Source organism: Streptomyces phaeofaciens, from assembly GCF_014648915.1.
GTDB lineage: Bacteria > Actinomycetota > Actinomycetes > Streptomycetales > Streptomycetaceae > Streptomyces > Streptomyces phaeofaciens.
Map to the genome: position 1 here is coordinate 12,741 of NZ_BMSA01000032.1, position 13,427 is coordinate 26,167.

General features: G+C 73.4%; 12 protein-coding genes. 9 read left to right on the forward strand and 3 right to left on the reverse strand.

What is annotated here, in order from left to right; translation table 11 throughout:
* Positions 1–49 precede the first annotated feature (49 nt).
* From IE275_RS37690 to IE275_RS37700, 3 genes are all read left to right on the forward strand, one after another.
* Positions 50–1,090, forward strand: a complete 1,041-nt coding sequence (locus IE275_RS37690) for a C40 family peptidase (protein WP_189717180.1) — start codon at positions 50–52, stop codon at positions 1,088–1,090.
* 234 nt (positions 1,091–1,324) lie between these two features.
* Complete coding sequence (locus tag IE275_RS37695) at positions 1,325–2,347, forward strand: C40 family peptidase (protein ID WP_189717181.1); 1,023 nt, start codon at positions 1,325–1,327, stop codon at positions 2,345–2,347.
* Positions 2,348–2,386: 39 nt separating this feature from the next.
* The gene (locus IE275_RS37700; protein WP_189717182.1) at positions 2,387–3,577 is read left to right on the forward strand and encodes a hypothetical protein; all 1,191 of its coding nucleotides are present in this window, start codon (positions 2,387–2,389) and stop codon (positions 3,575–3,577) included.
* On the opposite strand, the gene IE275_RS37705 is transcribed toward IE275_RS37700, so the two are convergent.
* On the reverse strand, positions 3,565–4,095 hold the full coding sequence (locus IE275_RS37705; protein WP_189717183.1) for a PadR family transcriptional regulator: 531 nt from the start codon (positions 4,093–4,095) through the stop codon (positions 3,565–3,567). The genes IE275_RS37700 and IE275_RS37705 overlap by 13 nt on opposite strands.
* Positions 4,096–4,215: 120 nt before the next feature.
* Between IE275_RS37705 and IE275_RS37710 the strand changes: the two genes are divergently transcribed.
* Positions 4,216–5,541, forward strand: a complete 1,326-nt coding sequence (locus IE275_RS37710) for an MATE family efflux transporter (protein WP_189717184.1) — start codon at positions 4,216–4,218, stop codon at positions 5,539–5,541.
* Here the strand turns inward: IE275_RS37710 and IE275_RS37715 are convergent.
* A complete protein-coding gene (locus IE275_RS37715; protein ID WP_189717256.1) occupies positions 5,499–6,740 on the reverse strand; it encodes a glycosyltransferase 87 family protein in 1,242 nt (413 codons plus the stop codon). The genes IE275_RS37710 and IE275_RS37715 overlap by 43 nt on opposite strands.
* Before the next feature lie 84 nt (positions 6,741–6,824).
* Here IE275_RS37715 and IE275_RS37720 point away from each other — a divergent pair, with 84 nt between their 5' ends.
* A complete protein-coding gene (locus IE275_RS37720) occupies positions 6,825–7,967 on the forward strand; it encodes a glycosyltransferase family 4 protein (RefSeq protein ID WP_189717185.1) in 1,143 nt (380 codons plus the stop codon).
* 79 nt (positions 7,968–8,046) lie between these two features.
* Here the strand turns inward: IE275_RS37720 and IE275_RS37725 are convergent, their stop codons facing one another.
* Positions 8,047–9,843: an AMP-dependent synthetase/ligase gene (locus IE275_RS37725; RefSeq protein ID WP_189717186.1), complete on the reverse strand. Its 1,797-nt coding sequence runs from the start codon at positions 9,841–9,843 to the stop codon at positions 8,047–8,049.
* 339 nt (positions 9,844–10,182) lie between these two features.
* On the opposite strand from IE275_RS37725, the gene IE275_RS37730 reads away from it, so the two are divergent.
* The 4 genes from IE275_RS37730 (at position 10,183) to IE275_RS37745 (ending at position 13,381) form a co-directional block, all read left to right on the forward strand.
* Positions 10,183–10,938 carry a metallophosphoesterase family protein gene (locus IE275_RS37730; protein ID WP_189717257.1) on the forward strand — a complete coding sequence of 252 codons (756 nt, stop codon included), beginning with the start codon at positions 10,183–10,185 and terminating at the stop codon, positions 10,936–10,938.
* Positions 10,939–11,070: 132 nt separating this feature from the next.
* A complete protein-coding gene (locus IE275_RS37735) occupies positions 11,071–11,523 on the forward strand; it encodes an SRPBCC family protein (RefSeq protein ID WP_189717187.1) in 453 nt (150 codons plus the stop codon).
* Positions 11,524–11,592: 69 nt separating this feature from the next.
* Positions 11,593–12,756 carry an ArsA family ATPase gene (locus IE275_RS37740; RefSeq protein WP_189717188.1) on the forward strand — a complete coding sequence of 388 codons (1,164 nt, stop codon included), beginning with the start codon at positions 11,593–11,595 and terminating at the stop codon, positions 12,754–12,756.
* 103 nt (positions 12,757–12,859) lie between these two features.
* Positions 12,860–13,381, forward strand: a complete 522-nt coding sequence (locus tag IE275_RS37745; RefSeq protein WP_189717189.1) for a DUF5304 domain-containing protein — start codon at positions 12,860–12,862, stop codon at positions 13,379–13,381.
* Positions 13,382–13,427: the final 46 nt, after the last annotated feature.

Sequence of the window (13,427 nt, forward strand, 5' to 3'; positions counted from 1 at the left end):
TGCTCGAACCTCCACACGGGTGATCACCCAAAAGAAGGAGCCCGTCTCCGTGGCGTCCCACCGTCGACCGAAGCAGCCGAGTCGCACTCGCGTGACCGTGCTGACCACCGCAGCCGCCGCTGCCGTCGCCCTCAGCGCCCAGGCCGCCAACGCGGCACCGAGCGAGAAGCTCAGCAAGGACGAGGTCAAGACGAAGGTCGACAAGCTCTACGAAGAGGCGGAGCAGGCCACCGAGAAGCTCAACGGGGCCACCGAGAAGCAGGAGAAGCTCCAGAAGGAGATCTCCACCATCCAGGACAACGTCGCCCGCGGCCAGGAGGAGCTCAACGAGCTGCGCGACTCCATGGGCCTGGCGGCGGCCGCGCAGTACCGCACCGGCACCATCGACTCCTCCCTCCAGCTCTTCCTGTCGTCGAACCCGGACGACTACCTGGACAAGGCGTCCACCGCGGACCAGCTCAGCGCCCAGCAGGTCGAGTCGCTGAAGAAGATCCAGGAGAAGCAGCGCGAGCTCGCGCAGGACCGCGCCGAGGCCTCCGACAAGCTCAAGGACCTCGCCTCCACGCGGACCGAGCTGGGCAAGAAGAAGAAGGAAGTCCAGGGCAAGCTCGCCGAGGCGCAGAAGCTGCTCAACTCCCTGACGGCCAAGGAGAAGGCCGAGCTGGCCGCCGAGCAGGACCGCGCCAACCGCTCCTCCTCCGAGCGCGTCGACCTCGGTGACACCGGGTCCGCCTCCAGCCGTGCCGCCGCCGCGTTCAGCGCCGCCCAGTCCAAGCTCGGCACCCCGTACGTCTACGGCGCCACCGGCCCGTCCTCCTTCGACTGCTCGGGCCTCACCTCCTGGGCCTACGCCCAGGCCGGCGTCGCGATCCCGCGCACCTCCGAGTCGCAGACGACCATCGGCACGAAGATCTACTCGACGAGCGACCTCCAGGTCGGCGACCTGGTCTTCTTCTTCAACGACCTGCACCACGTCGGCCTGTACGCCGGCAACGGCCAGATCATCCACGCGCCGCGCACCGGCACCGTCGTCCGGTACGAGTCGATGTCCACCATCGGTGGCCCGTTCATGTTCGGCGTCCGCGTCTGACCCGGATTCCCGCGAGGGGGTCCCTCACCCCCACGGGTCCGTTCCAAGATCAGGACACGACACCGCCCGAACGGGCGAATTACGACACCCCGAAGTGACCCCACGCCCCGCCGGTGACCTGCGTCAGCGGCGGGGCGTCACTGTGCGTGCCCTCCCGAGGTCTTTGGTCACCCCCTGGACACGGGGCTACTGTCTGCCGCGTTTCGTCAGCCAGTGGGAGGAGCGCGGCTTCCTGTGGGGTCTCATCGCCGCCTTGCACCGTCCGGGTTCGACCGGGGCGCCGGCAGCGCCCTGTGCGTGCTGTCCGCCGCGGCCGCCGCTCTCGGCGCCCTGTCCGCCGTACCGGCCACGGCCGCTCCGCACGACGACACCCGGGCCGAGGTGGACCGGCTCTACGAGGAGGCCGAGCAGGCCACCGAGGCGTACAACAAGGCCGGCGAGCTTGCCGGCACCCTGCGCGAGCAGGTCGGCGATGCCCGGGACGCCATCGCCCGGCAGCAGGCGCGCGTCAACGACCTGCGGGAGGAGCTCGGTTCGCTGGCGGGCGCGCAGTACCGCTCAGGGGGCCTCGACCCGTCCCTGGAGCTGCTGTTCTCCGACGACCCGGACGACTACCTCGACAAGGCGTCCGTCCTCGACCGCATCACCGCCCACCAGGCCGGTGAACTCCTGGAACTCAAGGGCGCCCTGCGCGAACTCGCCCAGGACCGGGCCGAGGCCGCGGGCAAGCTCGCCGAGCTGGAGAAGAGCCGCAAGGCCGTGGTGAGCCACAAGCGCAGCGTCGAGCGCAAGCTCGCCAGGGCCCGGCAGCTGCTCAACTCCCTGGCGCCCGCGGAGCGGGCCGCCTACGACCGGGCCTCCCGCTCCGGCCGCTCCGCCATGTCCGGCCCCGAGGGCGCGGTTGCGGCCTCGGGCCGGGCGGCCGCCGCGCTCGCCGCCGCCCGTTCCGCGCTCGGCAGGCCGTACGTCTGGGGCGCCAACGGCCCCTCCGGCTTCGACTGTTCGGGCCTGGTGCAGTGGTCGTACGGGCAGGCCGGGGTCTCCCTGCCGCGCACCTCGCAGGCCCAGGCCCACGCGGGACGGCGGGTGCCGCTCTCCCAGGCCCGGCCCGGCGACATCGTCACCTACCGCTCCGACGCCAGCCATGTCGGCATGTACGTCGGCGACGGCCAGGTCATCCACGCCCCCTACCCGGGCGCGCCGGTGCGCTACGACCCGGTCGGGATGATGCCGGTCTCCTCGGTGACCAGGCCCTGACCGGCGCCCGGCCGGGCGGGGCGCCGTACGATCGGGAGGATGGCTGGTCACAGGCGGGTGCGCGGATCCGGGGTGGTGGCGCTCTGTCTGCTGCTCGTCGCCCTGGTGTCCTGCGGCGGCCGGCCCACGACCCAGAGCGCGCGGGCCGAGGTCCAGGCGGTGCTCGACCGGCGGGCGGCCGCCGTCCTCGGCCACGACGCCCGCGCCTACGCGGCCACCGGCACCGCCATCCCCTACGCGCGCCTGCGGGCCGTACCGCTGGCTGCCTGGTCGTACCGGGTGACCGCGGTGCGCCGCGACGGCGACACCGCGAGCGCCGACGCCGAGCTGAGCTACCGCGTCGAGGGCTACGACAAGGCCCCGGTGACCACCGGCCGCACCCTGCGGCTCGCCCTGGACACGGGCGGGCGGTGGTCGGTGACCTCCGAGCAGCCCGCGCGGGAGGCCGGCGAACAGCTGTGGGACCAGGGCCAGGTGATCGCGGTGCGCGGGGCGCACAGTCTCGTGCTCGGGGCCGGGCAGGGCGAGGAGCGGCTGCGGGAGTTCGCGGAGCTGGCGGACGGCGCGGTGCCGGCGGTGTCGGCGGCCTGGGGCACCGGCTGGGCCGGGCATGTCGTCGTCCTCGTCCCGAAGTCGCTCCGGGACATGGCGGGGCTGCTCGGCTCGCCCGCCTCCTCCTACCGGGGCATCGCCGCCGTCACCACCGGGGAGACCGGCGGCGGGACCGGGGCGCCCGCCGACCGGATCGTGGTCAATCCCGAGGCCTACGCCATGCTCGGCCAGACCGGCCGGCAGGTCGTCATCACCCACGAGACCACCCACGTGGCCACCCGTGCCCACACCAACGCCGCCACCCCGCTGTGGCTGTCCGAGGGGTACGCGGACTGGGTCGGCTACCGCGAGACCGGCCGCACCCCCCTCCAGGCCGCCTCCGAACTCCGGAGCGCTCTGGCCCGGGGGGAGCTGCCGGCGGGGCTGCCCACCGACGAGGACTTCGGTTTCTCCGGTGACTCGGGCCGGCTGGCCCGGGCGTACGAGGGTGGCTGGCTGGCCTGCCGGATGATCGCCGAGCGGTGGGGCGAGGTGCGCCTTGACGCGTTCTACCGGGCCGTGGGGGCGCACCAGGAGCGGCCGGGGGCGGTCGAGGGCGCCCTGAAGAGCGTGCTGGGCACCTCGACGGCGGACTTCACGGCGGACTGGCGGGCGTATCTGACGGATCAGCTCGGCTGAGCCAGCACGTCGAGGGCCTCCTGGAGCCAGGCCCGCTCGGCTTCGCCGGTCGCCCGCGCCACCCGCAGCATGCCCTGCCGGAACAGGTCCCCGGTCTCCTCCGCCCGTACGGGCCTGCCGTCGTCGTAGAAGAAGCTGGTGGGCGTCAGCAGGAAGTCCAGCCGGCGGCGCAGGACGGCCGCCTGTTCCTCCCGGTCGGGCAGGTGCCGCAGGAACGCCAGGACCGTGTTGAAGCGGACCTGGTCGGTGATCTCGGCCTGTCCGGGGTGGCGGAGCCGCTCCAGCAGGTCCTCGCGGCCCAGGTCGGTGAGCGACAGCACCCGGCGCGGGGCCGCGCTCGCGCCCTGTTCGGTGTGCTGGTCGAGCTTGCCCGCGGCGACCAGACGGGTGAGGGCGGGGTAGAGCGCGCCGTCGCTGACCGGGCGGACATGGCCGGTCAGCGCCTTGAGGCGCTCCTTCAGCTCGTAGCCGTGCAGGGGCTCCTCGGCGAGGAAGCCGAGGATCGACAGCTCCAGCATGGTTCTCCCTTGCGGTCGGCGATATGCCCATGCTACCTCTTATCGAGCTACCTCGAATAGAGGTACCTCTGTGCGAGGTACTTCGCGGAGAGGCGGCCCGACACGAGGGGGATCACCGTCATGGACCGTCACCGCGCGCAGCTCGTCTCGCTCGCCCGCCCCGTCTACTGGTCGCTGCTCGCCTCGGTCGCCGCCGGGATCATCAACACCGTCTGGGTCTCCCGGCTCGGCGGCCCGGCGGTCGCCGCCGTCGCGGTCGCCACCAACACCGAGAACGTGCTGCTCGGCGTCGCCCTGGTCTTCGCCTCCGGGACCACCGTGCTGGTCGCGCACGCCCGGGGCGCCCGGGACCCGGGGGCCGTGCGCGCGGCCGTACGGGGTGGCTGGGCGCTGTGCGCGGTGGTCACACCCGTGGTCGCGGCCGGCGGATACCTGCTGCGCGAGCCGCTCGCCCGGCTCGTCCTGGGCGGCGACGGCGGCCCGGCGCTGCCGCTCGCGGTCTCCTACTTCGCGATCTCGATGCCGGGCACGGCCGTCTTCCTGGTCCAGCAGCTCGTCGACGGCCTTCTCAAGGGCACCGGCGACACCCGCACCCCGATGCGCCTCGCCCTCCTCGCGAACGGCCTGATCCTGCTCTGCGACCCCCTCCTCATCCACCTCCACGGCGTCCGGGGCGCCGCCGCCTCCACCGTGCTGTGCCGGTGCGTGGCCCTGGCGGCGGGACTGGTCGCGCTGCGCCGCAACGCCCTGCTGCGGTCCGCGTCCCGGGCGGTGCCCGCCGCCGCCCGCGCCGCCTCGCTGCGCAGCACCCTGACCACCGGGCTGCCCATGTCCGCAGACTTCACCCTGCGCCAGGCCGGGGCGCTCGCCCTGGTGGCCGTGGTGGCCCGGCTCGGGGTGACGGCCGTGGCCGCGTACGCGATCGCCTACAAGGTCATGTACGTGGCGACCATGGCCTTCTACGCGGTGCGCCAGGCCGCCGCCATCCACACCGCGCACACCCGGGGCGAGGGGCGGGAGGAACGCCGGGCGATCGGACGGCAGGCCGTGACCGTGTCGGCAACGGCCGGGCTCGCCGCCGCCGTCCTGCTGGCCGTCACGGCCCCCTGGATCATGGCGGCCTTCGGCGCCGGGCCCGCCGTGGCCCACCAGGGCGTGCTGTTCCTGCGCTGCGTCGGACCGTATCTGCTGCTGATGGCCGGGTTCATCTCCCTCGGCGGGGTCTTCGAGGGGAGCGGCGGAGCGCCGGTGCTGCTGCGGGTGACCGTGCTCGGCACCGCCGTCCAGCTGCCGCTCGCGTACGCGCTGTCGGGGCTCGGGCTGCCGGGGGTGTGCCTGGCGCTGGCGCTCGCGATGGGGGCGCAGTGCGCGGTCGTGGGGGTGGTCCTGCGGCGGACGTGGCGTCAGGAGGGCGAGGCGGCCCGCTCGCTGGTACGGGCGGCGTGACCGGGCACGGGCGCGGGGACGTCCCCGGGCACGGTCGAGCGCCACAGCCGCAGCGCCGCCGTGAGCGCGGCGGCCACCAGCAGGCCGTTGCGCAGGAAGAGCAGGCCGACGCCGAGCGGGGTGCTCGCCACCACGTCCGCGAACCACACCGGGAACTCCAGGACCGTCACCGGGCACGCGGCCAGCACCAGCACGGCCGGCAGGGTCATCCGGCTCCCGCGACGGCACAGGCAGACCGCCGCGAGGCCGATCAGCCACACGAGGTACTGGGGGCTGATCACCCGGCTGGTGACGGTGAACAGCAGCACCGCCGTGAACGCGGCCTCCGCGAGGGTGTGCGGCCCGAACCGGCGCGCGCTCAGCCGCCACAGCAGCAGCCAGCCGAACGCGACCGCGCTCAGCCCGAGGGCCGCGTCGCTCACCACGTCCACGTACGGGCCGAGGAACTCCACCGAGCCGTAGTGCAGCAGCACCTCGCCGTCCCAGCCGAACCACCGGGCCCCGTGCAGGACGAGCGCGCCCAGCGACTCCACCTCGGTGCCCCGGTCGCGCTGGAAGGCGAGGAACGCGAACGCGCCGGGCATGGTGAGCGCGAACACGGCGCACAGGGCCCCGGCCGTCACCGCCGCCGCGGCCCACGCCCGGCGGCGCACCGCGCCTGCGAGCAGCAGCACCGGCCACACCTTCAGCAGCGCGGCCAGGCCCGTCAGCGCGCCCATCAGCCGGGGGTGCCGGGCGCCCGCGACCAGCGCGGCCACCGCCACGGCGGTCACCATCACGTCGTAGCGGGCGTAGACGGTCGGGCCGAGCAGCGGAACGCCCGCCACCCACATCCAGGCGCCGCGCGGCGAGCGGCCGGGGCGCACGCCTCCCGCGTACCGCAGCAGCGTCAGCACGGCCAGGTCGGCGAGGAAGGCGAGGACGAAGAACGCCGACGCGTAGTCGAGGAAGGGCAGCAGGGCGGGGGAGAGGACCGCGAGGGCGGCGGCCGGCGGGTACTGCCAGGTGACGTCCGCCTGCGGGAACGCCCCGGTGCGCAGCACCTCGTACCAGCCCCGGTAGACGACCGACACGTCGGTCGTCACGTCCGGGCCGGGGAAGACGAACACCTTGAGGACGAAGAGCAGCAGCACGAGGCGGGTCACGCCCCAGGCCGTCAGGAGCCGGGCCGGCGACGGTCCCGCGTGCTTCGTCGTCATGCTCATGAGGCTCATGGTTGCCCGCGGGGCTGTGAGCCGCCGCCCGGCGCGGCTGTGAGCGGCGTTTGGATAGGGTCGGCTGCGATGCACAAGACCCTGATCGTGACCAACGACTTCCCGCCCCGCCCCGGCGGCATCCAGGCGTTCCTGCACAACATGGCGCTCCGCCTCGACCCCGACCGGCTGGTCGTCTACGCCTCGACCTGGAAGCGGTCCCGGGAGGGCATCGAGGCGACGGCCGCGTTCGACGCCGAGCAGCCCTTCACCGTCGTCAGGGACCGGACGACGATGCTGCTGCCGACGCCGGGGGCCACCCGGCGGGCCGTGGCCCTGCTGCGGGAGCACGGGTGCACGTCGGTGTGGTTCGGGGCGGCCGCGCCGCTCGGGCTGATGGCGCCCGCGCTGCGCAGGGCCGGCGCCGAACGGCTGGTGGCCACCACCCACGGGCACGAGGCCGGCTGGGCGCAACTGCCCGCGTCCCGGCAGCTGCTGGGCCGGATCGGGCAGACCACGGACACGATCACCTACCTGGGCGAGTACACCCGCTCACGGATCGCGACCGCGCTGAGCGCCGAGGCCGCCGGGCGGATGGTGCAACTGCCGCCGGGCGTCGACGAGAAGACCTTCCACCCCGGCTCGGGCGGCGACGAGGTGCGCGCCCGGCTCGGGCTGACCGACCGGCCGGTCGTCGTGTGCGTCTCGCGGCTGGTGCCGCGCAAGGGCCAGGACACGCTGATCCTGGCCATGCCCCGGATCCTGGCCGCCGAGCCGGACACCGTGCTGCTGATCGTCGGCGGCGGACCGTACGAGCGGGACCTGCGCCGGCTGGCCCACGAGACGGGGGTCGCGGACTCCGTACGCTTCACGGGCGCCGTCCCCTGGGCCGAACTGCCCGCCCACTACGGCGCCGGGGACGTCTTCGCGATGCCGTGCCGGACCCGGCGGGGCGGCCTGGACGTCGAGGGGCTCGGGATCGTCTACCTGGAGGCGTCGGCGACCGGACTGCCCGTCGTCGCCGGGGACTCCGGCGGCGCGCCCGACGCCGTGCTCGACGGCGAGACCGGCTGGGTCGTGCGCGGCGGCTCCCCGGCCGACGCCGCCGAACGCATCGTCGCCCTCCTCGGGGACGCCGAACTGCGCCGGAGGATGGGGGAGCGGGGCCGGAGCTGGGTCGAGGAGAAGTGGCGCTGGGACCTGCTGGCCGAGAAGCTGCGCACCCTCCTCTGATCCCGGCCGCCGACGCCGCGGACGCAGGAAGGCGCGGGTCCTCGTGGAGGAACCGCGCCTTCGTACGTCGTACCGGGGACTACTTGGCGTAGATCGCCTCGATCTCCGTCGCGTAGTCCTTCGCCACGACGTTGCGCTTGAGCTTCAGCGACGGCGTGAGATGGCCCGAGTCCTCCGAGAACTGGGCGGAGAGGATCCGGAACTTCCGCACCGATTCCGCCTTCGACACCGCGGCGTTGCCGTCGTCGATCGCCGACTGGATGGCGGACACCAGGTCCGCGTCGTCCCGCAGCGACGCCGCGGTGGAGTCCGCGGGCTTGCCGTGGTCGGCGGCCCAACGGCCCAGGAACTCCTCGTCGATGGTGACCAGCGCGCCCACGAACGGCCGCCCGTCGCCCACCACCATGCACTCCGCGACCAGCGCGTGCGCCCGGATCCGGTCCTCGATCACCGCGGGGGCGACGTTCTTGCCGCCCGCCGTGACGATGATCTCCTTCTTGCGGCCGGTGATCCGGAGGTAGCCGTCCTCGTCGAGGGTGCCGATGTCACCGGTGTGGAACCAGCCGTCGGCCAGCGCCTCCGCGGTCGCGCCCGGGTTGTTCCGGTACTCCTTGAACAGGTGCTCGCCGTGCAGCAGCACCTCGCCGTCGTCCGCGATCCGCACCACCGAGCCCGGCAGCGGCTGCCCGACCGTGCCGATCTTCTGCCGGTCCCACGGGTTGAAGGCGGTCGCCGCGCAGGACTCCGTCAGGCCGTAGCCCTCCAGGACGGTGAAGCCGATGCCGCGGAAGAAGTGGCCGAGCCGCTCGCCCAGCGGGGCGCCGCCCGAGATCGCGTACTCGCCGCGGCCGCCGAGCACCGCGCGCAGCTTGCTGTAGACCAGCTTGTCGAAGACCTTGTGCTTGATCTTCAGACCGAGGGACGGGCCGGACGGCAGGTCCAGCGCCTTGCTGTACGCGATCGCGGTGTCCGCCGCCTTGTCGAAGATCGCGCCCTTGCCGTCGGCCTGCGCCTTCGCGCGGGCCGAGTTGTAGACCTTCTCGAAGACCCGCGGCACGCCCAGGATCAGCGTCGGCCGGAAGGACGCCAGCTCGTCCGTGAGGTTCTTGATGTCCGGGACCGTGCCCAGCTTGATCGGCGCCATCATCGGGGCGATCTGCACCAGCCGGCCGAACACGTGCGCCAGCGGAAGGAAGAGCAGCACGCTGCACTCGCCCGTACGGAACAGCGGACGCAGCCGCTCCACGACGTTCCCGCACTCGGCGAAGAAGCTGCGGTGGGTGAGCACGCAGCCCTTGGGCCGGCCGGTCGTGCCCGAGGTGTAGACGATGGTCGCCGGGTCGTCGGCCTTGGCCAGCGAGCTGCGCTCCTCGACCGTGGCGTCGGAGACGTCCTTGCCGAGCCGCCCGAGCTCCTCGACGCCACCGCCCTCGATCTGCCAGACGTGCTTCAGCGCCGGCAGCGAGTCCCGCACCGACTCCACGGCGGCCGTGTGGCCGTCCAGCTCCACGACGACGGCGGTCGCGCCCGAGTCGGAGAGGATCCACTGCACCTGCTCCGGCGAGCTGGTCTCGTACACCGGCACGGTGACGCCGCCCGCGCACCAGATCGCGAAGTCGAGCAGCGTCCACTCGTAGCGGGTGCGCGACATCAGGCCGACCCGGTCGCCCGGCTGGACACCGGAGGCGATGAGGCCCTTGGCGGCGGCGTGCACCTCGGCCAGGAAGGCCGTCGCCGTCACGTCCTGCCAGACGCCACCCGCCTTGCGCGCGATGACGGCGACGTCGGGATGCTGCGCGGCGTTTCTGCGGACGATGTCGGTCAGATTGCCGTCCGCAGGGACCTCGTACAAAGCCGGAAGGCTGAACTCGCGCAAGACTGCTGCTCCTCATAGGGCGCCGGCGCCACGACGTTGTGTGATGCGACGGTGCGGTCCAAGGCTCGGGCTGGTGCTCAGACACTTCGGTCGTTGAAATCCTGAGCATGACTGGACTGCCCGGACGTTACCCGCCGGTATGGCTTCTTCGACAGGGGGGTCCGGCGAGATGTTCGCTGCGTCACACAGACTGGTGTTTCCTCGCGCACAGTAGTCCACCCCTTTACTAACTGGCCAGTAACCGCTATTTCTGCCGCCACTGTTCACGTATGCCGCACACGCCTACGCTTGATCGACATGGCATCCACACCGTCCGGAAACCGCCGGAACCGCGTCCATGTGGTCAGTGACGTCCACGGCAACGCCCGTGACCTGGCCCGGGCCGGGGACGGCGCCGACGCGTTGATCTGTCTGGGCGACCTCGTCCTCTTCCTCGACTACGCCGACCACTCCCGCGGCATCTTCCCCGACCTCTTCGGCGTGGAGAACGCGGACCGGATCGTGGAGCTGCGCACGGCCCGCCGCTTCACGGAGGCCCGCGAACTCGGCGCCCGGCTCTGGGGCGGCATCGACGGCGACCGCTTCACCGTGATCGAACGGGCGGTGCGCAAGCAGTACGCCGAGATGTTCCCGGCCTTCCCGACCCCGACGTACGCCACCTACGGCAACGTCGACATGCCGCAGCTGTGGCGCGAGTACGCCGGAGCGGGCACCACCGTCCTGGACGGCGAGCGCGTGGAGATCGGCGGCCGGGTCTTCGGCTTCGTCGGCGGCGGCCTGCGAACCCCCATGCGCACCCCGTACGAGATCAGCGACGAGGAGTACGCCGCCAAGATAGAGGCCGTCGGCGAGGTCGACGTGCTGTGCACCCACATCCCGCCGGAGGTCCCGGAACTCGTCTACGACACCGTCGCGCGCCGCTTCGAACGGGGCAGCCGCGCCCTGCTGGACGCCATCCGCCGCACCCGCCCGCGCTACTCCCTCTTCGGCCACGTCCACCAGCCGCTGGCCCGGCGGATGCGGATCGGGGCCACCGAGTGCGTCAACGTGGGGCACTTCGCCGGGAGCGGTACGCCGTGGGTGCTGGAGTGGTGACCCGACGACGACCCGACGCCGGGTGAAGTCGGCTGGTCGGGCGCGCGGTAGCCTTCACGCTGCACACACGTGCGCACGCAGGCAGACGCGCACGGTGACCTTTACCGGCCCGCATCCGGAGGAGCCACGGCGATGGCGGAACACACCAGCTCGAGCATCACGATCGAGGCGGCACCGGCCGACGTCATGGCGGTCATCGCCGACTTCGCCCGCTACCCCGACTGGACCGGCGAGGTGAAGCAGGCCGAGGTCCTCAAGGAGGACGGGCAGGGCCGCGCCGAGCAGGTCCGCCTGGTCATGGACGCGGGCGCCATCAAGGACGACCAGGTCCTCGGCTACACCTGGACCGGCGACCACGAGGTGTCCTGGACGCTGGTGAAGTCCCAGATGCTGCGCCAGCTCGACGGCTCCTACCTCCTCAAGCCGGCCGGCGCGGGCGCCACCGAGGTCACCTACCAGCTGACCGTCGACGTCAAGATCCCCATGCTGGGCATGATCAAGCGCAAGGCGGAGAAGGTCATCATCGACCGGGCGCTGGCGGGGCTGAAGAAGCGGGTGGAGTCCAAGGGGTCGAAGGACCTGTAGCCGCCCCGCCCGCGGCGCCGGGCGGCGCCCGGCCCGCCCGCACCCCCGCCGACGGTACGGTTCACCCTCATGCGCACCATCCTGATCACCGGCCCTGGCGGCAGCGGACGTACGACCCTCGCGGCGGCCACCGCGCTGGCGGCGGCGAGCGGCGGCACGAGGACCCTCGTCCTCGGCGCCGACCGTACCGACAGCCTCGGCGCCGCGCTCGGCGTGGCGACCGGGCCCAAGCCGGTGGAGGCCGCCCCGGGCCTCACCGCCTGGCGGCCCGACGCCGCCGCCGGCTTCCGCGACGACCTCGCCGCCTTCCAGGAGCGTGCCACCGGCGTCCTCGACCTGCTCGGCGCCTCCCGGCTCGACCCCGAAGAGGTCACCCCCCTCCCCGGCGCCGAGGAGCTGACCCTGCTGCGCGCGCTGCGGGACGCCGCCCTCACCGAGGCCCACGACCTGCTCGTCGTCGACCTCCCGCCCACCCCGCAGGCCCTCGCCCTGCTCGCCCTCCCCGAGGAACTCCGCCGCTATCTGCGCCGGCTCCTCCCGCCGGAACGCCAGGCCGCCCGCGCCCTGCGCCCCGTCCTGGGCCGCCTCGCCGGCATCCCCCTGCCCGCCGAGTGGCTGTACGAGACGTCCACCCGGTGGGACCTGGAGCTGGCCGCCGTGGAGGCCGTCCTCGCCGACCGGCACACCGCCGTACGGCTCGTCGCCGAACCGGGGCCGGCCGGGGCCGACGCCGTCCGGGACGCCCGGCTCGGCCTCGCCCTGCGCGGCCTGCCCGTCGAGTCCCTGGTCGCCAACCGCGTCCTGCCCGAGGGAGCCGACGGCGACGGCCCGCTCGGCCGGCTCGTCGCCCAGCAGCGCAAGACCCTGGAGGAGTGGGGCGGGGCACGGACCGTCGCCCACCTCGGGCACGACCCGCGCGGCGCCGACGACCTCGCGGCGCTCGGCGTGCCCGCCGTCAACCGGGACACCTCCCCGGTCGAGTGGCCGATCGCCGACCGGCTGGCGGCGGACGGCGTGCTCGTCTGGCACATCCCGCTGCCCGGCGCCATACGCGAGGAGCTGGACCTGATCCGGCGCGGCGACGAACTCGTGGTCACCGCCGGTCCCTTCCGCCGCATCGTCGCCCTGCCCTCCGCCCTGCGCCGCTGCACCGTCGACGGCGCCGCCCTGCGCGACGGGGAGCTGTGCGTACGGTTCGCGCCGGATCCCGCCCTGTGGCCGCGGACCACATGAACCGGATACCGCCGTTCGGGTACCGTCGTAGGGACGAGCCGTCATCGGGCGTCCGCACGGGGCGCCGTACCAGGCGACCGTCAGGAGTCACCGGGAGTCCGTCATGAGCGAAGAGCGCCTCACGCCCGACGCCGCCGGGGAAGAGGCCGTCGACGAGGAGCTTCGCGCCACCGACGCCGACGCCTGGGCCACCGCCTGCGCCGAGGATCTCGAGCGCGAGAAGGCCCGGCGCCGGTCCGAGGAGGGCCGGCCGCCCGGCTCGGCCGCCGAGGAACTGCGCAAACTCGTCGACGCCGTCACCGACAAGCTCTCCGGCATCCAGTCCCCGCTGCTCGGCGCGGTCGCCGGACCCGCCGCCCAGCAGGTGGTCCGCCAGGTCGTCCAGCAGGCCAGGGCCGCCGTCGAGCCGGTCATGGAGCGCAACCCCGACGTCTTCGACCACCTCGCGGCGGCCGGCAGCGAACTGCTCGCCGCGTACCGCTCCGCGGTCCAGCAGCAGGAACAGCGCTGGACCGGCGGCGGCGACCGGCGCCCGCGGGACACCCGGGACCTCGACGACGGGGGCGAGGGGCGCGACGACCGGGGCGAGGACCCCGGTCCCGGTCAGCGCATCGACTTGGACTGAGGGTCCCCTCGAGCACCTGCCGCCAGGTTCCCGCCTGCCCGCAGGG

What these genes read in the sequence shown, in the direction of transcription:
- IE275_RS37710 (WP_189717184.1), top strand. Translation starts at nt 4,216, where the DNA reads ATGGACCGTCACCGCGCGCAGCTCGTCTCGCTCGCCCGCCCCGTCTAC.
- IE275_RS37740 (WP_189717188.1), top strand. Translation starts at nt 11,593, where the DNA reads ATGCGCACCATCCTGATCACCGGCCCTGGCGGCAGCGGACGTACGACC.
- IE275_RS37700 (WP_189717182.1), top strand. Translation starts at nt 2,387, where the DNA reads ATGGCTGGTCACAGGCGGGTGCGCGGATCCGGGGTGGTGGCGCTCTGT.
- IE275_RS37715 (WP_189717256.1), bottom strand. Translation starts at nt 6,740, where the DNA reads ATGACGACGAAGCACGCGGGACCGTCGCCGGCCCGGCTCCTGACGGCC.
- IE275_RS37745 (WP_189717189.1), top strand. Translation starts at nt 12,860, where the DNA reads ATGAGCGAAGAGCGCCTCACGCCCGACGCCGCCGGGGAAGAGGCCGTC.
- IE275_RS37705 (WP_189717183.1), bottom strand. Translation starts at nt 4,095, where the DNA reads ATGCTGGAGCTGTCGATCCTCGGCTTCCTCGCCGAGGAGCCCCTGCAC.
- IE275_RS37720 (WP_189717185.1), top strand. Translation starts at nt 6,825, where the DNA reads ATGCACAAGACCCTGATCGTGACCAACGACTTCCCGCCCCGCCCCGGC.
- IE275_RS37735 (WP_189717187.1), top strand. Translation starts at nt 11,071, where the DNA reads ATGGCGGAACACACCAGCTCGAGCATCACGATCGAGGCGGCACCGGCC.